Genomic DNA, 24621 nt, shown 5'->3' with positions numbered 1-24621 from the left:
ACTCCGGTGAGCACGCATTACCTCCTGATGCGGACCATCGCCGCGGCGGCCGTGTCGGGCATCGGCGCGGTGGCCGGAATCGCGTCGGGCGTAGGTATCGCCCACGCCTTCCCTCCTGGTTGCACGAGCTATGCGTGTTGGTGCCCGGGCCAACCGCTGCCCGGTCAGGTAGCAGGAGATTGGGACATGAACGCCTGCCACGACTGGCACTACTCCTGGCATGACAACCCGCAGGCACCACACGGCCAGGTGGAACAGGGACCGATGGACTGCGGTTATGGCCCCGGCTTCTTGCCCCAGTGCAAGGGTTAACGACGAGAACCGGCTGTTGGCTGGTAAAGCCGTTTTGACCGCCCGAACTGCGGGCCCGACGAGATCGCGCAGATCACCTCGGCGATGGTCGAGGTGGCAAGGCTCGTAGGCTGAACGCCGATGAAGGCACCGATCGAGGTTTCCCCACTGGCCTGGCTGGAGGCGGTCGAACAGCAGCGCCGCGCGGCCGGGCTGCGTCGCTCGCTGCGGCCGCGCCCGGCCGTGGCCACCGAGCTGGACCTGGCGTCCAACGACTACCTCGGTCTGTCGCAGCATCCCGACGTGATCGAAGGCGGCGTCGCGGCGCTGCGGGTCTGGGGTGCGGGTGCCACCGGTTCGCGCCTGGTCACCGGCAACACCGAACTGCACGAACAGTTCGAGACCGAGCTCGCCGACTACGTCGGCGCCGCCACCGGGTTGCTGTTCTCCTCGGGATACACCGCCAACCTCGGAGCCGTGGTCGGACTGTCCGGCCCGGGTTCGCTGCTGGTTTCGGAGGCCCGTTCGCACGCGTCGCTGGTGGACGCGTGCCGGCTGTCGCGCGCGCGGGTGGTGGTGACGCCGCACCTGGACGTCGATGCGGTCGACGCCGCCCTGAGCGCCCGCGACGAGGAGCGGGCCGTCGTCATCACCGAATCGGTCTTCAGCGCCGACGGCGTGCTGTCCCCACTGCGCGAGCTGCACGAGGTCTGCCGCCGCCACCGGGCGCTGCTGATCGTCGACGAGGCCCACGGGCTGGGGGTGCGCGGTAGCGGGCGCGGACTGCTGCACGAGCTCGGCCTCGCCGGTGCACCCGACGTCGTGATGACCACCACGCTGTCCAAGGCGCTCGGCAGCCAGGGCGGCATGGTGCTGGGGCCCCCCGAGGTGCGTGCCCACCTGATCGACGCGGCCCGGCCGTTCATCTTCGACACCGGCCTGGCTCCGGCCGCCGTCGGTGCCGCGCTGGCCGCACTGCAGGTCCTGCGCACCGAGGCCTGGCGGCCCGAGGCGGTGCTGCGGCACGCCCGTGAACTGGCCGACATCTGCGGCGTGCCCGAAGAGCCGCAGTCGGCGGTCGTGTCGGTGATCCTGGGCGACCCGGAGGCGGCGGTGGCCGCCGCGACCGCCTGCCTGGACGCCGGAGTGCGGGTGGGGTGCTTCCGCCCGCCGACCGTGCCCGCCGGGACGTCGCGACTGCGGTTGACCGCACGCGCGTCGCTGGATGCCGCCGAGCTGGAGGTCGCGCGCCGGGTGCTCACCGATGTTCTTGCGGTGGCGCGCCATTGACCGTCGTGGCCGTTACGGGTACCGGCACGGGGGTTGGTAAGACGGTCGCCGTCGCGGCGCTGGCCTGTCACGCCCGGCAGGCCGGGATCGATGTCGCGGTGTGCAAGCCCGCGCAAACCGGTACCGACTCCGGCGACGACGACCTCGCCGAGGTCACCCGGTTGTCCGGGGTGACCGAGACCGCCGGGCTGGCGCGCTATTCGCAGCCATTGGCGCCCGTCGCGGCGGCCGAGCAGGCCGGGATGCCGCTGCCCACCCGCGAGCAGATGCTGCAGCTCATCCGCGACCTGGACCGGCCGGATCGGCTCACCCTGGTCGAGGGCGCCGGCGGGCTGCTGGTCGAACTGGCCGTCGGCGGCGTCACCCTGCGTGACCTCGCCGTCGATCTGGGTGCGGCGGTCCTGGTCACCGTCACCGCCGAACTGGGTACGCTCAACCACACCGCACTTACCCTGGAATCACTTGCTGGACAAGGGCTTTCGTGCTCCGGCCTGGTGATCGGCAGCTGGCCGGCGCAGCCCGCACCGGCGCAGACCTCGAACCGGTCGGCCCTGGACCGGCTGGCGCCGGTGCGGGCCGCGCTGCCCGCCGGGGCCGGCGCGCTGACCGTCGGCGACTTCGCGACGATGAGCGCCGCGGCGTTCGACCGTGACTGGGTGAGCGCACTGGTGCGCTGATGGTGCATTCGATCGAGCTGGTCTTCGACCGCGACACCGAGGCCACGGTCCGGCGGATCTGGGAAGAGCTGGCCGGCGCCGGGATACCCAGCCAGGCCCCGGCCAGCCGCCCGCACGTCACATTGGCTGTCGCGGAAAGTATTTCGGCCGACGTCGACGACCTGCTGCGGCCGGTGAGCGCGCGGCTTCCGCGCAGTGCCCTGATCGGCGCGCCCGTGCTGTTCGGCCGTACCAGCGCCGTGTTCGCCCGGCTGTTGGTGCCCAGCATCGAGCTGCTGGACCTGCACGCCGAGGTGCACCGGGTGTGCGGTCCCCATCTGGCACCCGCGCCGATGCCCAACAGCCTGCCCGGGCAGTGGACCGCACACGTCACGCTGGCGCGCCGGGTCGGTGGTGCGCAGCTGGGCCGGGCGCTGCGCATCGCGGGCCGGCCGGCGCAGATCGAGGGCGGCTTCGCGGGCCTGCGCCGCTGGGACGGCAACAAGCGGGTCGAGCACCTGCTCTAGCCGCCGAAGAGCAGGTACAAGCCGGTGAACGTGTAGCCGACCATCACCAGCATCATGGTGAGCTGCCCGGTGAGCTGATGGCCGGCCGGCAACAGCCGCAGCGCGCGGTCGTGCGCCGCGATCACCGCGACGATGTGCCCGGTGACCACGCAGGCCACCTTGATTCCGGCCAACACCGGCGGATGCTGGGACAACACGTAGTCCACGTGTAAGTGCGCCGGCCCCAACGGATTCCAGCCCCGGCCGAGCGGATCGGCGAGGGCGATCACGGCCTGCTGTCCGCGCTCCACCAGGTAGGAGAGGTAGTGCGCGAAGATGTAGCCCACCACGATCGGGATCAGCGAGTGCGCCAGTTGACCGGGCAGGGCGCGCCGCTGCTCGCGGTCCACCCCGCCGGTCGCCCGGGCGCCGATCGAAAAGGTCAGTGCGACAACCGAAATGAAGACCAGCAGCCCGACGGTTCGCAGCACCGACGACATCACCGTCGGCGGCACATCCTGCCCCAGGCGGGACAGCCGGTCGGCGAAATCGCGCCAGGTCGGCGACGACGAGTAGCTGTCGAACGCCGTCGACCCGAGCAACACCGCCAGCATCGCGACCACCCCGGGCCGCACCGGCAGCGACGGCAGATGGTCGAACGGGTTGCCGATCACGATCCGCCCGGTCGCCGTCGAGCGCCAAAACGGGGACAGCCGCGACACCGCCATGCTGTACACGCCGAACGGGTCCGCCCTGGCCAGCCAGCGCTGCCCGCACAGCCACGCCCCGGCCAGCAACACCGCCGCGTAGGCCAGCAGCCAGCCTCGCACCCAGGGCAGCGATGCCGAGTTCGGGCTGGCCAGCTCCAGCCACACGAACGCGAACAGTCCCACCGCGGCCGGGCGGTAGCCCCAGCTTTCCGGGTAGCGCAGCCGCGGCCCGCTCAGCGGCAGCGCGCGCCGCGACAGCAGGTACACCGTGCGCATCGGCGAGATCACCCGCCACACCGGCCCAAACGCCAGCGACACCGCGACCAGCCCGACCCACAGCAGCACGTAGAACGCCCCGAGCAGGCCGTTGGCTTGCGTCTGCGGACCGAAGAGCCCGGCCAGCACCGCCCACGTCGCCAATGCCAGGGCCGCCCCGGCGGCCGTCCAGCGCGTGGCGCGGGCGTCGACCAGCGTCGTCACCCACTCCGGCAGCGGGTGGCCGGGCGCATCCGGATCGAATCGCGGTCTGCGCCAGGCGAAGGCGACCAACGCGAATGTGAACGTCAATGCCCACGCGGCACCGACCATCGCAAACGCGTAGGGCACCGGAAGATCGCTCGACCCGCCCAGGCCGTGCGCCAGCAGCGCCGTCACGGCACGACGGAGATGGTGGCTATCGTGCGGTCCAGATGGTGGAGCTCCACGTCGACGTTGCCGGGCACCTCGACGCTGAACTGAAAGATCTGGTTGGGTCCGGCCTTGACCTCGAACTTGTGATCGGGCACCGAGTGCACATGCAGCTCATCGGTCGCATCGCTGGTGACATGCAGGACGATCTGCTGCTTGACCTTCGCCTGCAGCATCGCGTTCGTCGGGGTGACGCGACCGTGGGCGATGGTGACCTCGATGTTGAGCGGCTCCGGGGGAGCCTGGTGCGGCGAACCCGCGCAGCCGATCAAGCCGCACGTCAGCACCGTCACCCACGCCGCGATAAGCGTGCCGCGTAACGTCATCCCCTCACGCTGCCCGCGGCAGTGGTTGTTTTTCGGTAACCGGCTCGGGCTCGGACAGCGCATTGTTGATGCGGCCCGCGCCCCACGCCAGGCCGGCGATGACCATCAGCGTCAGGATCAGCACGACGAGCGAACCGGCGTTGTAGAGCCAGCCGGGAGCGTTCTGGTCACGTTCGCGCTGCAGGATGGTGATCTCGTGCACGAACGGCCGGTCCATCGGGGACAGGGCGGGCACCTCGGCCGCGGGAATGGCGTCGTCGGCCGGTTCGTAGATCGGCACGCCGGTCATCGTGTAGCCGTCCTGAATCCGCAGCAGCGTCTTCCACGATCCCCAGACCGGGACCGGCTGGGTGGACCGGTAGTGGCCGGGGCCAACCTTGTCCAGACGGTCGATCACCAGGCCGCGGTGGTTTTCCATCCGGCCCTGCCAGGACAGAATCGTCAGCCAATCCGGCTGCGCGCCAACCGCATCGGCGGGTGTCAGCTGCACATCGGCGGACACCATGCGCTGGCCGGGTGCGCTGGGCAGCTCGGTCAGCGTGATCGCGGCCTTGCCTTGTTGCGGCACCACGATGTGCAGGCCGTTGGCCACCGCGCCGCCGATCACCACGACGGTCGCCACGACCACCGAGATGCCGATCCTGCGGTGCGGCAACCGCTGCCCGGTCAGCACCATGCCGAACAATGCCCCGCACATTCCGGCGAGCACCCCGACCGGTACCGCCATGGCCAGGGCCTCGCCCCACATGCTGACCGGCCAGGGGTAGTGGTAGACCGTCCCGATCCACAGCGACTCCAGCCACAGCCCGACCGTCGCGACGCCCAGGCCGGAGACCGCGCCAAAAGCGATGGGGCGCTTGAACAATGGAGTCAGCGCAATCAGTTCGACCACCAGGGCGGGGCCCAGGTACAGCGGGAACCAGTTGATCGGCGCGCCCAGGATGGGACCCACCAGCACCGCGACGCCACCGCGCAGCAAGATCGCGAACAACGATGCGATGATCGCCGCGCCGCGGCCCATCGTGACGCGGGCGGCGACGGCCGCCAGTGCGGAGGCGAAGGCGATCATCATCGGCTGCAACACCAGGCGGAATTGTTCGACGCCGAAGTCGTATTCGATCTGATAGACCGACAGGCCGATGAACATTCCGCCGAAGGACAGGTAGCGCAGGAAGGTGATGAACGCGCCGTGCGCGGCCTCGGCCGCCTGCTGGGCCTCGCCTTCGCGCTCCAGCATCAGCACCGCGAACAGCGAAAAGCAGGCACCGCCGATCATCATCAAATGTGTTGGGCCCCAAAGCGTGACGTCTTGCCCGAAGATTCGGTGCCAGATGTCGTCGAGTGGGAAGCCGATCATCGCGTACAGCCCGCAGCCGGCCATCAGCACGCCGCCGACCGGCGCGTACCAGCTGCGGGTGATGCGCACCGCCGCCGGCCCGGGCTTCTCGTGCGGGATGACGATCGCGGTCATTCCGGCCAGGAACACCCCGAACAGGCCGATGATGATGAAGTAGTGCGCCGGGTTGGCCAACGGCCCGGGATCGCGGCCGTTGCCGATATGCCAGCTGACGTCCCAGATGAAGCCGAACAGGGCGCAGATGATCGACGTCGTGAAGACCAGGATCGGCAGCGCCACCCAGTTGGGGCGATGGAATTTCTCGCCGAGTTTGTCGGCGAGCCGGGTCAACCACGTGATGCGATGAGTGCGGTGCGCGTAGCCCACCCCCAACATGACCAGCGTGATGACCATCGCGGCGACCGAGAGCCCGATCACCTGGTTGAGTCCGGCACCGCGGGCCGACGGTTCGGCGAGCAGCGGTAGCTCCGTTGACACCATTGTCATGTCCTCCCTACAAGCGCCGGGACGTCCCGGGAGATCATTTCCTACTGGCAGGTAAGTTCACGCGATCCAAGGTGTAATGCCCGGATTGTGGGGCTGTCAATCATGTGATTTATCCGTTGTGTCGCTTTGCTGCTGGGCATCATCGGTCCGGCCGGCGCGCCGGTCGCGCAGCGCGACGTAGAGGATCACGGCGACGACGATCACGGCCGGTAGGAACGCCGGTACCGCCAGCACAATCCAGTGGTGTGCCACGTACTCGACATGCACGGTCGTCATGGTGGTCGTATACCCCGGCGGTTTCGGTGTACTAGGGCCGTTACCCTACTTTGAACACCGTTTCGTTCAGGCTGCCACGAGGTTGTGGCGGATGTGACCGCAGACGCGGACGCGATAAAGATGCAGGGGAGTACTTGGTGACTCAAGCGGCAACTCGACCCACGACCCAAGCCGGCGATGACGCAGACATCCTGGCGATCGCCCGCGAGCAGGTGCTCGAGGGCGGCGAGGGATTGAGCCGGGACCAGGTCCTTTCGGTGCTGCAGCTCCCCGACGAGCGGCTCGAGGAGCTGCTGGCGCTGGCCCACGAGGTGCGGATGCGCTGGTGTGGCCCCGAGGTCGAGGTCGAGGGCATCATCAGCCTCAAGACCGGCGGCTGCCCCGAGGACTGCCACTTCTGTTCCCAGTCCGGGCTGTTCGCCTCGCCGGTGCGCAGCGCCTGGCTCGACATTCCGAGCCTTGTCGAGGCCGCCAAGCAAACCGCGAAGTCCGGTGCCACCGAGTTCTGCATCGTGGCCGCGGTCCGTGGTCCGGACAAGCGGCTGATGTCCCAGGTCGCGGCCGGTATCGAGGCGATCCGCAACGAGGTCGAGATCAACGTCGCCTGCTCGCTGGGCATGCTGAGCGCCGAGCAGGTCGACGAGCTCGCCGCGATGGGCGTGCACCGCTACAACCACAACCTGGAGACCGCCCGCTCGTTTTTCACCAACGTCGTCACCACGCACACCTGGGAGGAGCGCTGGCAGACGCTGACGATGGTGCGCGACGCGGGCATGGAGGTGTGCTGCGGCGGTATCCTCGGCATGGGAGAGACGCTGGAGCAGCGTGCGGAATTCGCCGCCGACCTCGCCGAGCTCAACCCCGATGAGGTGCCGCTGAACTTCCTCAACCCGCGGCCCGGTACTCCGTTCGGCGACCTCGAGGTGATGCCGGTCAGCGAGGCGCTGAAGTCGGTGGCCGCGTTCCGGCTGGCGTTGCCGCGCACGATGCTGCGCTTCGCCGGTGGGCGGGAGATCACCCTGGGCGACCTCGGCGCCAAGCAGGGCATCCTGGGCGGCATCAACGCCGTGATCGTCGGGAACTACCTGACCACGCTCGGCCGTCCCGCCGAATCCGATCTGGAACTGCTCGAGGACCTGCAGATGCCGATCAAGGCGCTCAATGCCACCTTGTAGTGGCTAGGTTGGAATCTGTGGTTGGAGATCTGGGTGCTCCGGTCAGCGCCGGCATCTACAACGTCTACACCGGGGAATTGGGGGGTACGACAGTGCCCACCGCGGCCCAGCTCGGTCTTGAACCGCCGCGCTTTTGCGCCGAATGCGGGCGCCGGATGATCGTCCAGGTCCGCCCCGACGGCTGGCGGGCGCGCTGCTCGCGGCACGGCGAGGTTGACTCGGCGGATCTGGAGACTCAGCGGTGACCGAACCCTGGATGCCGGCGGCTCCCCAGCCCGCGGCGCCTGAGCCCGCCGGTCGCGCCACCCCATCGCGGATGCGTGCGATTGGCCTTGCCGCACTTGGGCTTTCGGCGACCGGAGTGTTGGTCGGCGGCCTATGGGCGTGGATGGCCCCGCCGATTCATCTGGTGGTGGCGATGACGCGCTCCGGCGAGCGGGTGCACGAATACCTGGGTACCGAGTCCCAGCACTTCTTCGACGTGCCGTCCCTGATGCTGGGTCTGTTGACCGTGCTGGCGGTCGTCGCGCCGGTGCTCGTGTGGCAGTGGCGCCGGCTGCGCGGCCCGGGCATGGTCATCGGGCTGACGATCGGCATGGTGGGCGCCGCCGGGGTGGCCTCGGCGGTGGGCGCGGTGCTGGCTCTGCTGCGCTATGGCGCGCTGGACGTCGACAAGGTGCCGGTGCTGGGCAGCCCCGCGGTGTCCTACGTCGTGCAGGCGCCGCCGGTGTTCTTCGGTCCCGGGCCGCTGCAGATCGCCATCACGCTGTTGTGGCCCGCCGCGATCGCCGCGCTGGTCTATGCCCTGCTGGCGGCCGGAAGCGCCCACGACGACCTGGGCAGCTCGGGGCCCACCGATCAGGCTTCGCACGCGCTGCCGATGGAGCCGGAGGCCTCCGTCTCATAGCGGACGGCGGCGAATCTTTCGTCCGGTGATGACCTTGGCCGCGATCAGGCCGAGTCGAAGCATGCCCGTGTAGGTGATCGGGTTGAAGGCCGTCGGCCAGGTGGTCCTGATCAGGTGGTCCTTCAACGGCCGGCCGGCGAAGCGGTCGGTGAGCCAGCGCAGTGTCATCGGCGCGGACAACGGGTGCAGCAGCGCGTGCTCGTTGAACGCGTCGCGGTGGTAGCTGACGTCGGCGCCACCGGCCGAATAGGCGTCCGCCAGCGCGTCGATGTCGTGGACGTCGATCAGGTAGTCGTACACGGCCTGCACGATCAAGACCGGCGGTGCCGGCGTCGCGACGCCCAGCTTGATGCTGTCGAAGACATACGACACCTCGGGCGACGACAGGATGTCCTCGAGCGGCTCGTCGAGGTAGGTGCCCATGTTCTTGCCCGCCATCCGCAGGATCGCGCCGACCGTGGTCATGCTTTCCAGCCGGCCCAGCAGGGCGCGGCCCTCGGGGTTGGTGTGCTCCTTGATCACCCGGTCCAGGTCGGGGTAGATGTGCGCGAGCGCGGCCACCACCAGCGCGGGCAGGCCCGCGAAGAAACCGCCGTTGAGGCGGCGGAAGGTGTGGCCCAGGTCGCCGACGGGTGATCCCAGCACCGCGCCCACGATGTTGAGCTCGGGCGCGTAGTCGGCACACATTTCGGCGGCCCACGCGCTGGCCAGCCCACCGCCGGAATAACCCCACAGCCCGATCGGTGCCGTCGGCGACAGCGCGACCCGGTCCGAGTTCAGGGCGGCCCGGATGCCGTCCAGGACGCGATAACCGGGTTCGTAGGGCGCGCCCCAGATACCTTGCAGGCCTTCGTGATCGGGCACCGAGACCGCCCACCCCTCGGCGAGGGCGGCGGCGACCATGAAGAGCTCCAACTGGGCTATCGAGCCGAGTGCCTTGGCCCTTCTGCGCAGCGCGTACGACGGAAAGCAGCGCGATGACATGGCGTCGATCGCGCATTGGTACGACAGCAGCGGGCAGTTCTGCCCGACGACACGTTCGCCGGGGACGAGCACCGTGGTGACGCACGCCTCCGGGGCGCCGTTCATGTCCGTCGTCCGGTAGAGCAGCTGGATGGCCGAAACCGATTGCGGAATCAGCCCGAGGAACGCCAGTTCGACGTCGCGGGAGCGCAACACCGTGCCGGGCTCGGCGTGTTGGAAGCCGGAAGGCGGCTGGTAGAACGGGTCGTCCGAGGGCAGTAGCGGCCGCGTCTTGGGCCGCAATTCCTCGTGTAGCGGTCGACCGATCCATTCCGCACCGTCGGTGCCTGCCAAATTGCCGAGTTCAACCAATTCGCCAATCCCTTCTGGGCCATCGGGCATTTTCGCGCATGAACAACCGGTAACCAAAATGTAATGGCCAGGCTGTGAGCTATTTCTCGCTCACCTGCGGGTAGTGACACAGATCAAGGCTGGCCGGGCGGCCGAAGCGCGGCGAACTCGTCGGTGACCCGCAGCGCGGCGTCGGTGAAGTGGTACAACGCGGCCGGTCGCCCGCCGCTGCGACCCGACTGCGCGATGGTGCCGGTCTGCGTGATCACGCCGCGCCGGGCCAGCACCCGTTGCAGATTTGTCGCGTCCACTGGATGGCCCAGCGTCGCGCTATAGATGTCGCGCAGCATGGAAAGTGCGAATTCCCTTGGTGCCAAGGCAAATCCGATATTGGTATAGGACATCTTGGCGATCAGCCGGGTGTGCGCGTGCGTGACCATCGGGCCGTGGTCGAACGCCATCGGCGGCAGATCGCTGACCGGGTGCCACCGGGTGTCCGGCGGCAGCTCCGGGGTAGCGGGGGAGGGCACCAGACCCAGGAAGGTCGACGCGATCACCCGCGCGCCCGGAACCCGGCCCGGATCGGAGAACACGGCGAGCTGCTCGAGGTGGGCCAGCTCCTGCAAATCCACCTTCTCGGCCAGCTGGCGACGCACGGACGTGGTCATGTCCTCGTCGTTGCGCAGCCGACCGCCCGGCAGTGACCACGAGCCGCGTTGCGGATCGCGCGCACGCTCCCATAACAGCACGTTAAGCTGTGGTTTTCCCTTTCGGGCAGCTCCCTTAACCTGCTCGGTGTCCTGCCGAACCTGGAACACGACCGCAAGCACTTCGTGGGCGGTGCTACCATTGGGCATGTTTTCGATTATAAGTCGAAAACCTCCTAAGTCGAAAGGAGACGCCGTGACGGTCATGAATCGCACGGACACGCTCGCCGAAGACATGATCGCCAGCATCACCAATTCCCCGACCGGTTACGGCGGCGTCGACGGTGATGAGCAGTGGGCCAACGAGATTCGCCGTCTGGCGAAGTTGCGCGGCGCCACTGTGCTCGCACACAACTACCAGCTGCCCGCCATCCAGGACGTCGCCGACCACGTCGGAGACTCGCTGGCGCTGTCGCGGATCGCCGCCGAGGCGCCGGAGGACACCATCGTGTTCTGCGGCGTGCACTTCATGGCCGAGACCGCCAAGATTCTGAGCCCCGAGAAGACCGTGCTGATCCCGGATCAGCGGGCCGGTTGCTCGCTGGCCGATTCGATCACTCCCGACGAGCTGCGCGCCTGGAAGGACGAGCACCCCGGCGCCGTCGTCGTCTCCTACGTCAACACCACGGCCGCCGTGAAGGCGCTCACCGACATCTGCTGCACCTCGTCCAATGCGGTCGACGTGGTCGAGTCGATCGACCCCGACCGCGAGGTGCTGTTCTGCCCGGACCAATTCCTCGGCGCCCACGTCCGCCGGGTGACGGGCCGCAAAAACATCCACGTGTGGGCCGGTGAATGCCACGTGCACGCCGGGATCAACGGCGACGAGCTCACCGAGCAGGCCCGCGCCAATCCCGATGCCGAGCTGTATGTGCATCCCGAATGCGGTTGCGCCACTTCGGCGTTGTATCTCGCCGGCGAGGGGGCCTTCCCGGCCGAGCGGGTGAAGATCCTTTCCACCGGCGGCATGCTCGACGCGGCACACGAGACGCGCGCACGCAAGGTCCTGGTCGCCACCGAGGTCGGCATGCTGCACCAATTGCGCAGGGCCGCACCGGAAGTCGACTTCCAAGCGGTGAACGACCGCGCGTCCTGCAAATACATGAAGATGATCACCCCCGCGGCGCTGCTGCGCTGCGTGGTGGAGGGCGCGGACGAGGTTCACGTCGATCCGGAAGTCGCGGCGGCAGGCCGGCGCAGCGTGCAACGCATGATCGAGATCGGCCAGCCGGGCGGCGGCGAATGATGACCCGTCCCGCTTGGACCGATAGCGCCGACGTCGTCGTTATCGGCACGGGCGTCGGGGGATTGGCCGCCGCGCTGGCGGCCCATCGTGCCGGACGCAACGTCGTCGTGCTGAGCAAGGCCGAGGAAACCCACGCGGTCACCGCAACGCACTATGCGCAGGGCGGAATCGCGGTGGTGCTGCCGGACAACGACGACTCCGTCGAGGCTCACGTCAACGACACCCTGGCCGCGGGCGCCGGCATGTGCGACCCCGGTGCGGTGTACTCGATCGTCGCCGACGGCTATCGCGCGGTCAGCGAATTAGTTTCCGACGGCGCGCGATTCGACGAATCGGTGCCGGGCGAGTGGGCGTTGACCCGCGAGGGCGGGCATTCGCGGCGGCGCATCGTGCACGCCGGCGGTGACGCCACCGGTGCCGAGGTGCAGCGCGCGCTCGACCACGCCGCCCGGACGCTGGACATTCGCAGCAGCCACGTGGCGCTGCGCGTGCTGCACGACGGTGCGGCGGTGACCGGGGTGGCCGTGGGCAATCCCGACGGCGTCGGCATCGTCAGTGCGCCTTCGGTGATCCTGGCCTCCGGCGGCGTCGGACATCTCTACAGCGCGACCACCAACCCGGACGGATCCACCGGCGACGGAATCGCTTTGGCGCTGTGGGCCGGTGTCCCGGTCAGCGATCTCGAGTTCATCCAGTTCCACCCCACCATGCTGTTCGGCGGCCAAGCCGGCGGCCGGCGGCCGCTGATCACCGAGGCCATCCGTGGCGAGGGCGCGGTATTGATTGACCGGCAAGGCAATTCGGTCACCGCGGGCGTTCACCCGATGGGCGACCTGGCGCCCCGCGATGTCGTGGCGGGAGCCATCGACGCGCGGCTGAGGGCTACCGGTGACGAATGCGTCTTCCTGGACGCGCGCGGCATCGAGGGCTTCGAGGCCCGCTTCCCCAACGTCACCGCCTCATGCCGGGCCGCCGGCGTCGACCCGGTGCGGCAACCCATTCCGGTTGTTCCGGGCGCGCACTACAGCTGCGGCGGCGTGGTGACCGACGTGCACGGTCAGACCGAGCTGCCCGGGCTGTTCGCCGCGGGCGAGGTGGCCCGCACCGGGATGCACGGCGCGAATCGCTTGGCGTCCAACAGCTTGCTGGAAGGCCTGGTGGTGGGTGGCCGCGCCGGCAAGGCCGCGGCGACGCATGCGCTGGCGGTGGGCAGGGTGCTCGCGACCACGCCCGAGCCGATCGCCCACACCGCGTCGAAGCGCCGCGAACTGCAGACCGCGATGACCCGCGACGCGTCGGTGGTACGCGATGCCGCGGGGCTGCAGCGTCTCGCCGAGACGCTGTCGCGGGCGCGGATTCGCACCGTCGAGGGGCGTCGCGATTTCGAGGACGTCGCGTTGACACTGACCGCCCGCGCGGTGGCCGCCGCGGCGTTGGCCCGCGACGAAAGCCGCGGCTGTCACCACCGGGCGGATTACCCGGCAGCCGCACCGGAGAAGGCGCGCAGCATCATGGTCCGGTCCGCCGACACGGTGTACGCCGAAGACTTGGCGGCGGTGTCCTGATGACGTTGTCCGACGCCGAACTCGCCGCCGCCCAAGACATCGTTCGCCGTGGTCTGGACGAGGACCTGCGCTACGGGCCCGACATCACCACGCTCGCGACGGTGCCCGCCGGCGAGGCGACGGCCGCGATGGTGCCCCGGGAGGCGGGCGTGATCGCCGGATTGGACGTCGGGCTGCTGGTGCTCGACGAGGTGCTCGGTGCCGATGGTTATCAGGTGCTCGACCGCGTCGAGGATGGTGCCCGCGTGGAGCCCGGCCAGCCGGTCCTGACGGTGCGCGCGGAGAACCGCGGGCTGTTGACCGCCGAGCGGACGATGCTGAACCTGATCTGCCATCTGTCGGGGATCGCCACCGCGACGGCGGCCTGGGTGGACGCGGTGAGCGGCACCAAGGCCCAGGTCCGCGACACCCGCAAGACGCTGCCCGGGCTGCGGGCCCTGCAGAAGTATGCGGTGCGGATCGGCGGCGGCGTCAACCACCGCCTCGGCCTGGGCGACGCCGCTTTGATCAAGGACAACCATGTCGCGGCCGCGGGATCGGTCGTCGAAGCGCTACGGGCGGTGCGAGAGGCCGCACCCGATCTGCCGTGCGAGGTCGAAGTCGACTCGCTCGAGCAACTCGACGAGGTACTGCCGGAGAAGCCGGAGCTGATCCTGTTGGACAATTTCCCGGTGTGGCAGACGCAGATCGCCGTGCAGCGTCGTGACTCCCGGGCACCGGCCGTGCTGCTGGAGTCGTCGGGCGGGCTCAGCCTTCAGACCGCGGCGGAATATGCCGGTACCGGCGTGGACTACCTGGCCGTCGGCGCGCTGACCCACTCGGTGCGCGTACTCGATATCGGCCTGGACATGTAGGTCCGGCCCAGATGCGGCAGCTGACCTTCGAGGAAGCCGGGCGGTACGGGTGGCGTGACGTGCCCGAGCCGGAAATCACCGCACCGGAACAAGCGGTGGTCAGGCCCCTGGTGGTGGCCTGCTGCGATCTCGACATCGCGGTCGCGGCGGGTCAGGCCCCGCTGCCGCCCGGATACGCCGTCGGGCATGAGGGGCTGGCCGAGGTCGTGGCCGTCGGCGACGCCGTCGTCGGCGTCCGGCCGGGCGACTGGGTGGTGGTGCCGTTCCAGATCAGCTGCGGTAACTGCTCGCACTGCCGTCGCGGCGTGACCGGCTCGTGCGGCTCGGTGCCGTTGATGGCGATGTACGGTCTGGGCCCGCTCGCCGGTCTGAACGGCGGGGGATTCATGTCCGACGAGGTGTTGGTGCCCTACGCCGACGCGATGCTGGTCCCCGTCCCGGATGGCGTGCAGCCCAATGCCATTGCCTCGCTGTCGGACAACATTCCCGACGGCTGGCGGGCGGTCGGGCCGTATGCGTCCGAGCTGGCCGCGCTCGATCCGGCCGACCGCCGCGTGCTGGTGATCGGCAAGCTGTCGATCGGGCTGTATGCCGCGGCCTTCGCGGCCGCGCTGGGAGCTCGCGTCGACTACGTCGACCACGACGTGCGCCGGCTGGCGGCCGCCGAAAAGCTCGGCGCGGTGGTGCACGATCGGGTCAAGCCGGATAAGTCCTGGGAGCCGTATCCGGTCACCGTGCACACCTCCGCCGACCCGTCGCTGCTGGCCGCCACGCTGCGGGCGACCTGGCCGGACGGGGTGTGCACCGACACCGGGATCTACTACCAGCCGATCGTCGAGATGCCGCTGCTGCCGATGTACACCCGGGGGGTGAGGTTTGTCACCGGCCGGGTCAACGCCCGGTCGGCCATCCCTGCGGTGCTCGAACTGCTGGCCGGCGGATGCGACCTGTCACCGGCCGTCGACCGGGTGGTGCCCTGGTCGGAAGCGCCGTCGGTGTGGCCGACGATGACCGGCAAGACGGTTTTCACCAGGGCCTAGCCCGGATTCGCGTCTTCGTCTTCGCGTCTTCGCTCTTGAGTGTGCGTGTTGGACTTTGAGTGCGCGTCCAGGGGCGCGACACGCCGGGGCATCCCGCCGCTGGCGCACACCGAAAGCCGTCAGCGCGCACTCACCGCCCTGAGTGCACACTCAACGCGGCAGGGCGTCAGGCGATATCGCTGACCAACACCGCCATGCGGCGCAACTGCAGGCGGACCAGAGCGGGCAGGCCGGTGCCGTCGGACCCGGCGGGCAGAATCCGGGGGTTGGTGATGTGCACGACCTTGCGCGCAAAGTGCAGGTCAGCCTGCCCAGCGGCCAGCACGTTCTTCACCCAGTCGGTCTTGCCGTGGCCCAGCGCGATCGCCAGCACGTTGCCGTTGCGGTAGGCGGTCACGATGGTTTTGTACGGCTTACCCGACGTGCGGCCGCGGTGCTCGATAGTGCCGGTTCCGGGCAGGAACCGCGCGACCGGCTTCAGCGCCCGGTTGAGGTATTTGACCTGGAAGTTCTCGAACCACGTCGGATACACCATCGGGATGCCCGGGGCGTTGTTCGGGTGATCCTTTGTGGACATGCCGGCTCCCTTTGCGGAACGTCTGTTGCCTGATTACGCGCACTGTACCGGTCGGATATTGATTTGAGTTCCTCTGGGACAATGGACGCTGTGACTGCCACATCCCCATCCGTGCTGGCCCGCATCGACCTGCGGGGCGCCGAGCTGACGGCTGCTCGGCTGCGGGCGTCGTTGCCGCGCGGCGGGGCCGATGTGGAGACGGTGTTGTCAAACGTGCGCCCGATCGTCCAGGCCGTCGCCGAGCGCGGGGCCGAGGCGGCGCTGGAGTACGGAGCATCGTTCGACGGCGTACGTCCCGCGGCGGTCCGCGTATCCGAGGCCGCGTTGCGGGCCGCGCTGGACGGTCTGGACGCCGACGTCCGCAACGCGTTGCAGGTGATGATCGAGCGGACCCGCGCGGTGCACGCCGATCAGCGCCGCACCGACACCACCACGGTGCTCGGGCCGGGTGCGACGGTCACCGAGCGGTGGGTACCCGTCGAGCGCGTCGGCCTGTATGTACCCGGCGGCAACGCGGTGTATCCGTCCAGCGTCGTGATGAACGTCGTGCCCGCGCAGGCTGCGGGGGTGGAGTCGCTGGTGGTGACCAGCCCGCCGCAGGCCCGCTTCGACGGCCTGCCGCATCCGACGATCCTGGCCGCGGCCGCGCTGCTCGGCGTCGACGAGGTCTGGGCCGTCGGCGGCGCGCAGGCGGTGGCATTGCTGGCCTACGGCGGCGTCGACACCGACGGCTCAGAGCTCGCGCCGGTCGACCTGATCACCGGACCCGGCAATGTCTACGTCACCGCCGCCAAGCGGCTGTGTCGCTCGCTGGTGGGCATCGACGCCGAGGCCGGGCCGACCGAGATCGCGATCCTCGCCGACCACACCGCCGACCCGGCGCACGTGGCCGCCGACCTGATCAGCCAGGCCGAACACGACGAGATGGCCGGCAGCGTGCTGGTGACCGCGAGCGAGGACCTGGCCGCGGCCACCGAGACCGAAGTCGCGGCCCAGCTGCAGACCACGGTCCACCGCGAACGGGTGACCACCGCGCTCAGTGGCCCGCAATCCGCGATCATTCTGGTCGACGACCTGGACGCCGGCGTCAAGGTCGTCAACGCCTACGCCGCCGAACACCTCGAGATCCAGACCGCCGACGCGCCGCAGGTGGCCGGCCGAATACGTTCGGCCGGAGCAATTTTCGTCGGCCCCTGGTCGCCGGTCAGCCTTGGCGACTACTGCGCCGGATCCAATCACGTGTTGCCGACCGCGGGCAGCGCCCGGCACTCCAGCGGCCTGTCGGTACAGACCTTCCTGCGCGGCATCCATGTCGTGGACTACACCGAGGCGGCCCTCAAAGACGTCTCCGGACACGTGGTCACACTCGCGAAAGCCGAAGACCTGCCCGCACATGGCGAGGCGGTACGGCGGAGGTTCGAACGATGACGGCATCCGAGCAGCAGGTCACCCTCGACGACCTGCCGCTGCGTGACGACCTGCGTGGCAAATCGCCGTACGGGGCACCGCAATTGGCGGTCCCGGTGCGGCTTAACACCAACGAGAACCCGCACCCGCCGAGTGCGGCGCTGGTCGACGATGTCGTCCGGTCTGTGCGGGAAGCCGCGGCGGACCTGCACCGCTACCCCGACCGCGACGCGGTGGCGTTGCGCACCGACCTGGCGAGTTACCTCACAGCGCAAACCGGCACCCGGCTCGGCGTTGAAAACCTCTGGGCCGCCAATGGTTCCAACGAGATCCTGCAGCAGCTGCTGCAGGCGTTCGGCGGGCCGGGCCGCAGCGCGATCGGGTTTGTCCCGTCCTACTCGATGCACCCACTGATCTCCGACAGCACCCGCACCGAATGGCTGACGGCCGCGCGTGCCGACGACTTCAGCCTCGACGTCGACGCGGCCGTCGCCGCGATCGTCGAACACAAACCCGACGTGGTGTTCGTCACCAGCCCGAATAACCCGTCCGGACAAAGCATTCCGCTGCCGGATCTGCGCCGGTTGCTCGAGGTGGCGCCGGGCATCCTGATCGTGGACGAGGCGTACGGCGAGTTCTCGTCGCAGCCCAGCGCGGTCGAGCTGATCGAGGAGTATCCGACCCGGCTCGTGGTCAGCCGCACGATGAGCAAGGCGTTCGCGTTCGCCGGCGGCCGGCTCGGCTATCTGGTCGCCACGCCGGCGCTGATCGACGCGATGCTGTTGGTCCGGTTGCCCTATCACCTGTCGTCGGTCACCCAGGCCGCCGCCCGGGCCGCGCTGCGCCACGCCGACGACACTCTGGGCAGTGTGGCCACGCTGATCGCCGAACGCGAACGGGTCATGACGGCCTTGACGCGCTTGGGCTTTCGGGTCATCCCCAGCGACGCGAACTTCGTGCTGTTCGGAGAACTCGCCGACGCGCCCGCGGCCTGGCAGCGCTACCTCGAGGCCGGGGTGCTGATCCGCGACGTCGGCATTCCCGGCTACCTGCGCACCACCATCGGACTTGCCGACGAGAACGATGCGTTCCTCGCGGCGAGCGCCCCGATCGCCGCCACCGAGCTGGCGCCAGCCAATTCCAGCCCAGTAGGAGCCCCGTGACCACTATTGCGACTCGTCGCGCACGAATTGAGCGCCGCACCAAAGAATCCGACATCGTCATCGAGCTCGACCTCGACGGCACCGGACAGGTCGACGTCGACACCGGCGTGCCGTTCTACGACCACATGCTGCACGCGCTGGGCAGTCACGCCAGCTTCGACCTGACCGTGCGGACCAAGGGCGACGTCGAGATCGAAGCGCACCACACCATCGAAGACACCGCGATCGCCCTGGGGCAGGCGCTCGGGCAGGCCCTCGGTGACAAGAAGGGCATCCGCCGGTTCGGGGACGCCTTCATCCCGATGGACGAGACGCTGGCCCACGCCGCCGTCGACGTATCCGGCCGGCCGTACTGTGTGCACAGCGGCGAGCCGGATCACCTGCAACACACCACGATTGCCGGAAACTCCGTGCCCTATCACACCGTGATCAACCGGCACGTCTTCGAGTCGCTGGCGATGAACGCCCGCATCGCACTGCACGTGCGGGTGCTGTACGGGCGCGACCCGCACCACATCACCGAGGCGCAGTACAAGGCCGTGGCGCGCGCGTTACGCCAGGCCGTCGAGCCCGACCCCCGCGTATCGGGTGTGCCGTCTACCAAAGGTGTTTTGTGACAACACGATCGGTCGTGGTGCTGGACTACGGCTCAGGCAATCTACGGTCTGCTCAGCGTGCGCTGCAGCGGGTCGGCGCGACGGTGGAAGTCACCGCCGACGCGCGTGCGGCGGCAGCGGCCGACGGGCTGGTGGTCCCCGGTGTCGGCGCTTTCGAGGCGTGCATGACCGGCCTGCGCAAGATCGCGGGGGAGCGGATCATCGCCGAGCGGGTCGCCGCCGGGCGCCCGGTGCTGGGGGTCTGCGTCGGCATGCAGATCCTGTTCGCACGCGGCGTGGAATTCGGGGTCGAGACCGTGGGCTGCGGGCAGTGGCCCGGAGCCGTGACCCGGCTGGACGCGCCGGTGATCCCGCACATGGGCTGGAATATCGTCCAATCCGGTTCGGGCAGTGGACTTTTCAAGGGGCTGGATGCGGCTGCCCGGTTTTACTTCGTGCATTCTTACGCCGCGCAGCGGTGGGAGGGGTCGCCGGAGGCCGTGCTGACGTGGGCCACCCATCAGGTGCCGTTTTTGGCGGCGGTCGAGGACGGGCCGCTGGCCGCCACTCAATTCCACCCGGAGAAGAGTGGGGACGCCGGTGCGGCCGTGTTGAGCAACTGGGTTGAGGGACTGTAGATGCCACTGATTTTGTTACCCGCCGTCGACGTCGTCGAGGGTCGTGCCGTGCGTTTGGTGCAGGGCAAGGCCGGCAGCGAAACCGAGTACGGCTCGGCGCTGGACGCCGCGCTGAACTGGCAACGCGACGGGGCCGACTGGATCCATCTGGTGGACCTGGACGCCGCGTTCGGCCGCGGCTCCAACCGCGAGCTGCTCGCCGAGGTGGTGGGCAAGCTCGACGTGAACGTCGAGCTCTCCGGCGGGATCCGCGACGACGATTCGCTGGCCGCCGCGCTGGCCACCGGCTGCGCCCGGGTCAACCTGGGCACCGCGGCGCTGGAGAATCCGCAGTGGTGCGCGCGGGCGATCGCCGAGCACGGCGACAAGGTCGCCGTCGGCCTGGACGTGCAGATCGTCGACGGCGAGCACCGACTGCGGGGGCGCGGCTGGGAAACCGATGGTGGCGACCTGTGGGATGTGCTGGAACGCCTTGACGGCGAAGGGTGTTCGCGGTTCGTCGTCACTGATGTCACCAAGGACGGCACGCTGGGCGGTCCCAATCTCGACCTGCTGGCCCGCGTCGCCGAACGCACCGACGCCCCGGTGATCGCCTCGGGCGGCGTGTCGAGCCTGGACGACCTGCGCGCCATCGCGACTCTCACCGACCGCGGCGTCGAGGGCGCCATCGTGGGCAAGGCGCTCTACGCCGGGCGGTTCACCCTGCCGCAGGCACTGGACGCGGTACGGCAGTAGACCGATGGATCTGAACGCGCTGCTGGCCGAGGCGTCGACAATCCTCGACGCGGCGGTGGAGCCATTCGTGGCCGGCCATCGCGCGGACTCGGCGGTTCGCAAGAAGGGCAACGACTTCGCCACTCAGGTAGACCTCGCGATCGAACGGCAGGTCGTCGCCGCGCTGGAAGCGGCGACCGGAATCGGCGTTCACGGCGAGGAATTCGGTGGCACACCGGTCGATTCGCCGTGGGTATGGGTGCTGGACCCCATCGACGGCACCCTCAACTACGCCGCCGGATCGCCGATGGCGGCGATCCTGCTCGGCCTGTTGCACGACGGCGAGCCGGTGGCCGGGCTGACGTGGATACCGTTCACCGACACTCGCTACACGGCGATCGCCGACGGACCGTTCGTGAAAGACGGTGTCGCGCAGCCGCCGTTGGCCGACACCGCGCCGGCCGACTGCCTGATGGGGGTCGGCACGTTTGATGCCGAGTCCCGGGGCCGGTTCCCGGGCCGTTATCGGATCGCGGTGCTGGAGAGACTCAGCTCGGTGTGCTCACGACTGCGCATGCATGGGTCTACCGGCATCGACCTCGCCTATGTAGCCGACGGGATATTAGCCGGCGCAGTACATTTCGGTGGCCACGTGTGGGATCACGCAGCGGGAGTCGCGCTGGTACGCGCGGCGGGGGGCACCGTCACCGACCTCGCCGGCCAACCCTGGACACCCGAGTCGCGGTCGGTGCTGGCCGCGGCCCCCGGCGCCTACGGGCAGCTGCTCGAGATCGTGCGCAGCGCCGGCCGACCGGAGGACTACTGAGATGCAGTCGGGAACCGATCTTGCCGTGCGGGTGATTCCGTGCCTGGACGTCGACGACGGTCGCGTCGTCAAGGGGGTCAATTTCGAGAACCTGCGCGACGCGGGTGATCCCGTCGAACTCGCCGCGGCCTATGACGCCGAAGGTGCCGACGAGCTGACGTTCCTCGACGTGACCGCGTCCTCGTCGGGCCGCGCGACGATGCTCGACGTGGTGCGCCATACCGCCGAGCAGGTGTTCATCCCGCTGACCGTCGGCGGCGGCGTGCGTGCCGTGGCGGACGTCGATGTGTTGCTGCGGGCCGGGGCGGACAAGGTTTCGGTGAATACCGCCGCGATCGCCCGCCCCGAGCTATTGGCCGAGATGTCAAGGCAATTCGGCTCGCAATGCATCGTGCTGTCCGTCGACGCCCGCACGGTGCCGCCCGGTTCGGCGCCGACGCCGTCTGGCTGGGAGGTCACCACGCACGGCGGCCGCCGTGGCACCGGCATCGACGCCGTCGAGTGGGCTGCCCGCGGTGCCGACCTCGGCGTGGGGGAGATTCTGCTCAACTCGATGGACGCCGACGGCACCAAGGCCGGTTTCGATCTGGCGATGCTACGCGCGGTGCGCGCCGCGGTCACGGTTCCGGTGATCGCCAGCGGCGGCGCCGGTGCGGTGGAGCATTTCGCGCCGGCGGTTGATGCCGGTGCCGATGCGGTGTTGGCGGCCAGCGTCTTTCACTTCCGTGAGCTGACGATCCGGCAGGTGAAGGCCGCGATGGCCGCGGAAGGGATTACGGTGCGATGACGCTGGACCCGAACATCGCCGCGCGCCTCAAGCGCAATGCCGACGGACTGTTCACCGCCGTCGTGCAGGAGCGGGGCAGCGGCGACGTGCTGATGGTCGCCTGGATGGACGACGCGGCGTTGGCCCGCACTCTGGAAACCCGTGAGGCGACCTACTTTTCACGATCCCGCGGCGAGCAGTGGATCAAGGGCGCGACGTCGGGCCACACCCAGCGGGTGCAGTCGGTACGGCTGGACTGCGACGGCGACACCGTGCTGTTGACCGTCGATCAGGTCGGCGGCGCCTGCCACACCGGAGACCACAGCTGCTTCGATGCCGACGAGCTGCTGGCGCCCGAGAATTAGCCGTCGTTGGCCTGGCCGTCCGCCCGTTGCTCGTAGGCAGTCCGCACCCACTTGATCGTCGCCATCTCGTCGTCGATGATCGTACGAAGGAGCTCACGCGTCTGCTCGTCGTCGTGATCGCCAGCTACTGCACCGTGGACGAAGCCGAGCAGTTTCTCCGGTTCGCGGAAGATGTTGACCAACGAAGCCAGCTTATCGAGGTCACGCACGTCGGGTGAACCGTAGAATTCGAAAGACTGCTCTCGTTGCCCATCGGAGATCTTGGCGTCTTGGGCGCCACCCAGTTCGCTGAGCCGGCTTTCGAGTTCTGCGGCGTGGGCCTGCTCGCGGCGCAGAATCGTCCTCAGCCCACCGCGCAGGCCCGGATCTGAAGTGACGTCGATCCAACGGGCGAGGTACTCAGCGTTCCAACCTTCGATGGAGCGGTAGCGGTCGAGAACGTGCACCAGGGACGGCGGTGGCACTGTCAACGGATTCCTCCTGGGTCGGCGAGCAGAAACGTCTCCCACCACAAGACCGCTACGGACTATGCCAACTCCACGCGAACATGACATCCGCAAAACTACCGACTCAGCTACCGAACCTGTCGATTGAGGTCCTCGATCAACACCCGAGAATTTGCCCGGACCTACGCGTCCAAACCGTTGGCCGCGGCGATCGCCGCGCGAGGCCACTCGTGCCGGAACACCGCCGGTGAAATGCGGTCGCGCCGAATGACTTCGAGATCGATCGCCCTCCCGTTGATCACCGCGTTCGGCACCCGGAACGAGTAGGCCGGCTCCTCGGTGGCCACGGCCAGGATCGCGTCGTTATCGGTGAAGTTGTTTGCGCGCATGATGTCCTCGGCCCAGCGCAGCGGCTTGAGGCCGTCGAAGTTCCTGACGTACACCACCCACAGCCGGGTGCCGCGCGTGTCGTAGAGCTTCCTGATCGCCCGGTTCACCGCGTCGTACTCAAGCGGGCCGAGCGCATTCGCGTTGTCGGTGATTTGGCCGGACAGCTTGAGCGCCGGTTTGGCCGGCGGTTGGCTGCTGGGCCGCGCCACCGACGGCGAGGCGGCTCCGCTGTTGCCGGATTGGTTCGACCCGCCGAGCAGGCGGACACCGACGAGCACCGCGAGGCCGACCAGCGCGACCCCGACGATCGCCGCGACCGCCACCGCCGTGCGCCGGTTGCTGCGCACGGGAGGCGTTGTGGCCGAGGCGGTTTGCGGCGTGGCGATCACCTCCGTCGCAATCGCGGCCGCCTGGGTCGGAGCTACGGCCTCGGCCGCCGCGGCGCCGAGCCGGCTTGAAAGCGCGGCCGCGAAATCCGCACACGTCGCATAACGGTCGGCCGGGTCCTTGGCGAGCGCTTTGGCGAGCGCGCCGTCGAGGTCGGCCAACTCGGGCCGGCGCTCACTGACCGGCGGCGGCGGCGCGGACAAATGCTGCGTGATGACCACCGCCGGATTGGAGCCGTGAAAGGGGGCGGACCCGGTCAACAGGTTGAACGCGGTGCAGCCCAGCGCGTATTGGTCGGCGCGTCCGTCGAGATTCAAACCCTGCAACTGCTCGGGCGCACAATAGGCGGTGGTGCCCATCATCATGTTTGTCGCTGTGAGACCGCTGATTTCGCCTAGCTCGCGGGCAATGCCGAAATCGGCCAGCAGGATTCGCCGCCGGGGCGTCGCCTCGGTGAGCAGGATGTTGGCGGGCTTGACGTCGCGGTGCAGCAGGCCGCGCGAATGCGCGTAGTCCAGCGCGTCGGCCATGGCCGTGATGATCTCGACGACATCGACCTTCGGCATTCCCGACGGATACTGGCGCAGCAGCTGCGCGGCGTCGGTGCCCTCGACGTAATCCATCGAAATCCACAGTTGCCCTTCGTATTCGCCGCGGTCGTGGATGCCGACGATGTGCCCGTTGTACAGGCTCGCGGCGAGGTCGGCCTCCCGGTTGAAGCGTTGCCGAAACTCGAGGTTCTCGGTGAGCTCACCGGGCAAGATCTTCAGGGCGTCGCGACGGGGCAGCCGCGGGTGCTGCGCCAGGTATACCTCGCCCATCCCCCCGGCCCCCAGCCGCCGAACGATCGTGTATCCAGCGAACACGGCGCCTTCGGGTAGGCCATCGCTTTGCAGCATGTGAGCATGCTACTGAGGCGGTGATGGCGGCGGCCGGCTAATCGAGACTCGGCA

At 68.9% G+C, this 24621-nt stretch carries 28 protein-coding genes; 19 read left to right on the top strand and 9 right to left on the bottom strand.

Annotated features, from left to right (window positions below):
• The first annotated feature begins 6 nt into the window (after positions 1-6).
• The 4 genes from G6N55_RS04970 (at position 7) to G6N55_RS04955 (ending at position 2764) form a co-directional block, all read left to right on the top strand.
• On the top strand, positions 7-312 hold the full coding sequence (locus G6N55_RS04970) for a hypothetical protein (protein WP_085225612.1): 306 nt from the start codon (positions 7-9) through the stop codon (positions 310-312).
• A 120-nt stretch (positions 313-432) separates the two neighbouring features.
• Positions 433-1581: an 8-amino-7-oxononanoate synthase gene (locus G6N55_RS04965; protein WP_085225610.1), complete on the top strand. Its 1149-nt coding sequence runs from the start codon at positions 433-435 to the stop codon at positions 1579-1581.
• On the top strand, positions 1578-2258 hold the full coding sequence (bioD, locus tag G6N55_RS04960) for a dethiobiotin synthase (RefSeq protein ID WP_085225608.1): 681 nt from the start codon (positions 1578-1580) through the stop codon (positions 2256-2258). The genes G6N55_RS04965 and bioD overlap by 4 nt, the downstream gene beginning before the upstream one ends.
• The gene (locus G6N55_RS04955; protein ID WP_085225606.1) at positions 2258-2764 is read left to right on the top strand and encodes a 2'-5' RNA ligase family protein; all 507 of its coding nucleotides are present in this window, start codon (positions 2258-2260) and stop codon (positions 2762-2764) included. Before bioD ends, G6N55_RS04955 begins: the two co-directional genes overlap by 1 nt.
• Here the strand turns inward: G6N55_RS04955 and G6N55_RS04950 are convergent.
• From G6N55_RS04950 to G6N55_RS04935, 4 genes are all read right to left on the bottom strand, one after another.
• Positions 2761-4107 carry a hypothetical protein gene (locus G6N55_RS04950; protein WP_085225604.1) on the bottom strand — a complete coding sequence of 449 codons (1347 nt, stop codon included), beginning with the start codon at positions 4105-4107 and terminating at the stop codon, positions 2761-2763. The genes G6N55_RS04955 and G6N55_RS04950 overlap by 4 nt on opposite strands.
• The gene (locus tag G6N55_RS04945; protein ID WP_085225602.1) at positions 4104-4466 is read right to left on the bottom strand and encodes a hypothetical protein; all 363 of its coding nucleotides are present in this window, start codon (positions 4464-4466) and stop codon (positions 4104-4106) included. The genes G6N55_RS04950 and G6N55_RS04945 overlap by 4 nt, the downstream gene beginning before the upstream one ends.
• Before the next feature lie 4 nt (positions 4467-4470).
• Entirely contained in the window at positions 4471-6303 is a 1833-nt protein-coding gene (locus G6N55_RS04940; protein ID WP_085225704.1) for a hypothetical protein, read from the bottom strand.
• Between the two features lie 102 nt (positions 6304-6405).
• Positions 6406-6585 (bottom strand): hypothetical protein, encoded by a 180-nt coding sequence (locus G6N55_RS04935; RefSeq protein ID WP_085225600.1) that lies wholly within the window; start codon positions 6583-6585, stop codon positions 6406-6408.
• Positions 6586-6722: 137 nt separating this feature from the next.
• Between G6N55_RS04935 and bioB the strand changes: the two genes are divergently transcribed.
• Genes bioB through G6N55_RS04920 form a run of 3 tightly spaced genes read left to right on the top strand, consistent with a single transcriptional unit; the run spans position 6723 to position 8667 of the window.
• Positions 6723-7760 (top strand): biotin synthase BioB, encoded by a 1038-nt coding sequence (gene bioB, locus G6N55_RS04930; RefSeq protein WP_085225702.1) that lies wholly within the window; start codon positions 6723-6725, stop codon positions 7758-7760.
• Positions 7761-7777: 17 nt separating this feature from the next.
• Positions 7778-8005, top strand: a complete 228-nt coding sequence (gene bsaP, locus G6N55_RS04925; RefSeq protein ID WP_085225598.1) for a biotin synthase auxiliary protein BsaP — start codon at positions 7778-7780, stop codon at positions 8003-8005.
• Positions 8006-8016: 11 nt separating this feature from the next.
• Positions 8017-8667, top strand: a complete 651-nt coding sequence (locus G6N55_RS04920) for a DUF2567 domain-containing protein (protein WP_085225700.1) — start codon at positions 8017-8019, stop codon at positions 8665-8667.
• On the opposite strand, the gene G6N55_RS04915 is transcribed toward G6N55_RS04920, so the two are convergent.
• Together G6N55_RS04915 and G6N55_RS04910 are read right to left on the bottom strand one after the other, a co-directional pair.
• On the bottom strand, positions 8662-10002 hold the full coding sequence (locus tag G6N55_RS04915; protein WP_085225698.1) for a lipase family protein: 1341 nt from the start codon (positions 10000-10002) through the stop codon (positions 8662-8664). The genes G6N55_RS04920 and G6N55_RS04915 overlap by 6 nt on opposite strands.
• A 113-nt stretch (positions 10003-10115) precedes the next feature.
• Positions 10116-10838: an NUDIX hydrolase gene (locus tag G6N55_RS04910; protein WP_085225596.1), complete on the bottom strand. Its 723-nt coding sequence runs from the start codon at positions 10836-10838 to the stop codon at positions 10116-10118.
• A 55-nt stretch (positions 10839-10893) separates the two neighbouring features.
• Between G6N55_RS04910 and nadA the strand changes: the two genes are divergently transcribed.
• Genes nadA through G6N55_RS04890 form a run of 4 tightly spaced genes read left to right on the top strand, consistent with a single transcriptional unit; the run spans position 10894 to position 15393 of the window.
• A complete protein-coding gene (nadA, locus tag G6N55_RS04905) occupies positions 10894-11934 on the top strand; it encodes a quinolinate synthase NadA (RefSeq protein WP_276073185.1) in 1041 nt (346 codons plus the stop codon).
• Complete coding sequence (locus G6N55_RS04900; RefSeq protein ID WP_139827035.1) at positions 11934-13499, top strand: L-aspartate oxidase; 1566 nt, start codon at positions 11934-11936, stop codon at positions 13497-13499. The genes nadA and G6N55_RS04900 overlap by 1 nt, the downstream gene beginning before the upstream one ends.
• Positions 13499-14353, top strand: coding sequence for a carboxylating nicotinate-nucleotide diphosphorylase (gene nadC, locus G6N55_RS04895; protein WP_085225590.1), 855 nt, complete (start codon positions 13499-13501; stop codon positions 14351-14353). Before G6N55_RS04900 ends, nadC begins: the two co-directional genes overlap by 1 nt.
• An 11-nt stretch (positions 14354-14364) precedes the next feature.
• Entirely contained in the window at positions 14365-15393 is a 1029-nt protein-coding gene (locus tag G6N55_RS04890) for an alcohol dehydrogenase catalytic domain-containing protein (protein ID WP_085225588.1), read from the top strand.
• Between the two features lie 166 nt (positions 15394-15559).
• Here G6N55_RS04890 and G6N55_RS04885 read toward each other — a convergent pair whose 3' ends face one another.
• Positions 15560-15970, bottom strand: a complete 411-nt coding sequence (locus tag G6N55_RS04885) for a nitroreductase family deazaflavin-dependent oxidoreductase (protein ID WP_085225586.1) — start codon at positions 15968-15970, stop codon at positions 15560-15562.
• A 111-nt stretch (positions 15971-16081) separates the two neighbouring features.
• Between G6N55_RS04885 and hisD the strand changes: the two genes are divergently transcribed.
• From hisD to hisI, 8 genes are read left to right on the top strand one after another with little or no spacing between them, the layout of a single operon-like run.
• Positions 16082-17398, top strand: coding sequence for a histidinol dehydrogenase (gene hisD / locus G6N55_RS04880; RefSeq protein ID WP_139827038.1), 1317 nt, complete (start codon positions 16082-16084; stop codon positions 17396-17398).
• Positions 17395-18540 (top strand): histidinol-phosphate transaminase, encoded by a 1146-nt coding sequence (locus G6N55_RS04875; protein ID WP_085225583.1) that lies wholly within the window; start codon positions 17395-17397, stop codon positions 18538-18540. Before hisD ends, G6N55_RS04875 begins: the two co-directional genes overlap by 4 nt.
• Positions 18537-19157 carry an imidazoleglycerol-phosphate dehydratase HisB gene (gene hisB / locus G6N55_RS04870; RefSeq protein ID WP_085225581.1) on the top strand — a complete coding sequence of 207 codons (621 nt, stop codon included), beginning with the start codon at positions 18537-18539 and terminating at the stop codon, positions 19155-19157. Before G6N55_RS04875 ends, hisB begins: the two co-directional genes overlap by 4 nt.
• Positions 19154-19774 (top strand): imidazole glycerol phosphate synthase subunit HisH, encoded by a 621-nt coding sequence (hisH, locus tag G6N55_RS04865; protein WP_085225579.1) that lies wholly within the window; start codon positions 19154-19156, stop codon positions 19772-19774. Before hisB ends, hisH begins: the two co-directional genes overlap by 4 nt.
• Positions 19775-20509 carry a bifunctional 1-(5-phosphoribosyl)-5-((5-phosphoribosylamino)methylideneamino)imidazole-4-carboxamide isomerase/phosphoribosylanthranilate isomerase PriA gene (priA, locus tag G6N55_RS04860; protein WP_085225577.1) on the top strand — a complete coding sequence of 245 codons (735 nt, stop codon included), beginning with the start codon at positions 19775-19777 and terminating at the stop codon, positions 20507-20509. It abuts the gene before it with no gap.
• Between the two features lie 4 nt (positions 20510-20513).
• The gene (locus G6N55_RS04855) at positions 20514-21314 is read left to right on the top strand and encodes an inositol monophosphatase family protein (protein WP_085225575.1); all 801 of its coding nucleotides are present in this window, start codon (positions 20514-20516) and stop codon (positions 21312-21314) included.
• A 1-nt stretch (position 21315) separates the two neighbouring features.
• Positions 21316-22101, top strand: coding sequence for an imidazole glycerol phosphate synthase subunit HisF (gene hisF, locus G6N55_RS04850; RefSeq protein WP_085225573.1), 786 nt, complete (start codon positions 21316-21318; stop codon positions 22099-22101).
• Positions 22098-22445 (top strand): phosphoribosyl-AMP cyclohydrolase, encoded by a 348-nt coding sequence (gene hisI, locus G6N55_RS04845; RefSeq protein WP_085225571.1) that lies wholly within the window; start codon positions 22098-22100, stop codon positions 22443-22445. The genes hisF and hisI overlap by 4 nt, the downstream gene beginning before the upstream one ends.
• On the opposite strand, the gene G6N55_RS04840 is transcribed toward hisI, so the two are convergent.
• Complete coding sequence (locus tag G6N55_RS04840; protein ID WP_139827034.1) at positions 22442-22915, bottom strand: ferritin-like domain-containing protein; 474 nt, start codon at positions 22913-22915, stop codon at positions 22442-22444. The genes hisI and G6N55_RS04840 overlap by 4 nt on opposite strands.
• A 158-nt stretch (positions 22916-23073) precedes the next feature.
• On the bottom strand, positions 23074-24567 hold the full coding sequence (locus tag G6N55_RS04835) for a serine/threonine-protein kinase (RefSeq protein WP_085225567.1): 1494 nt from the start codon (positions 24565-24567) through the stop codon (positions 23074-23076).
• Between the last annotated feature and the right edge of the window lie 54 nt (positions 24568-24621).

The organism is Mycobacterium florentinum (genome assembly GCF_010730355.1).
In the GTDB taxonomy this organism is placed as follows: Bacteria; Actinomycetota; Actinomycetes; order Mycobacteriales; family Mycobacteriaceae; genus Mycobacterium; species Mycobacterium florentinum.
This window is presented reverse-complemented; position numbering and strand designations above follow the sequence as displayed.

What these genes read in the sequence shown, in the direction of transcription:
- G6N55_RS04965 (WP_085225610.1), top strand. Translation starts at nt 433, where the DNA reads ATGAAGGCACCGATCGAGGTTTCCCCACTGGCCTGGCTGGAGGCGGTC.
- G6N55_RS04955 (WP_085225606.1), top strand. Translation starts at nt 2,258, where the DNA reads ATGGTGCATTCGATCGAGCTGGTCTTCGACCGCGACACCGAGGCCACG.
- G6N55_RS04945 (WP_085225602.1), bottom strand. Translation starts at nt 4,466, where the DNA reads ATGACGTTACGCGGCACGCTTATCGCGGCGTGGGTGACGGTGCTGACG.
- G6N55_RS04940 (WP_085225704.1), bottom strand. Translation starts at nt 6,303, where the DNA reads ATGGTGTCAACGGAGCTACCGCTGCTCGCCGAACCGTCGGCCCGCGGT.
- G6N55_RS04935 (WP_085225600.1), bottom strand. Translation starts at nt 6,585, where the DNA reads ATGACGACCGTGCATGTCGAGTACGTGGCACACCACTGGATTGTGCTG.
- G6N55_RS04920 (WP_085225700.1), top strand. Translation starts at nt 8,017, where the DNA reads ATGCCGGCGGCTCCCCAGCCCGCGGCGCCTGAGCCCGCCGGTCGCGCC.
- G6N55_RS04910 (WP_085225596.1), bottom strand. Translation starts at nt 10,838, where the DNA reads ATGCCCAATGGTAGCACCGCCCACGAAGTGCTTGCGGTCGTGTTCCAG.
- nadA (WP_276073185.1), top strand. Translation starts at nt 10,894, where the DNA reads ATGAATCGCACGGACACGCTCGCCGAAGACATGATCGCCAGCATCACC.
- G6N55_RS04900 (WP_139827035.1), top strand. Translation starts at nt 11,934, where the DNA reads ATGACCCGTCCCGCTTGGACCGATAGCGCCGACGTCGTCGTTATCGGC.
- nadC (WP_085225590.1), top strand. Translation starts at nt 13,499, where the DNA reads ATGACGTTGTCCGACGCCGAACTCGCCGCCGCCCAAGACATCGTTCGC.
- G6N55_RS04890 (WP_085225588.1), top strand. Translation starts at nt 14,365, where the DNA reads ATGCGGCAGCTGACCTTCGAGGAAGCCGGGCGGTACGGGTGGCGTGAC.
- G6N55_RS04885 (WP_085225586.1), bottom strand. Translation starts at nt 15,970, where the DNA reads ATGTCCACAAAGGATCACCCGAACAACGCCCCGGGCATCCCGATGGTG.
- G6N55_RS04875 (WP_085225583.1), top strand. Translation starts at nt 17,395, where the DNA reads ATGACGGCATCCGAGCAGCAGGTCACCCTCGACGACCTGCCGCTGCGT.
- priA (WP_085225577.1), top strand. Translation starts at nt 19,775, where the DNA reads ATGCCACTGATTTTGTTACCCGCCGTCGACGTCGTCGAGGGTCGTGCC.
- G6N55_RS04855 (WP_085225575.1), top strand. Translation starts at nt 20,514, where the DNA reads ATGGATCTGAACGCGCTGCTGGCCGAGGCGTCGACAATCCTCGACGCG.
- hisF (WP_085225573.1), top strand. Translation starts at nt 21,316, where the DNA reads ATGCAGTCGGGAACCGATCTTGCCGTGCGGGTGATTCCGTGCCTGGAC.
- hisI (WP_085225571.1), top strand. Translation starts at nt 22,098, where the DNA reads ATGACGCTGGACCCGAACATCGCCGCGCGCCTCAAGCGCAATGCCGAC.
- G6N55_RS04835 (WP_085225567.1), bottom strand. Translation starts at nt 24,567, where the DNA reads ATGCTGCAAAGCGATGGCCTACCCGAAGGCGCCGTGTTCGCTGGATAC.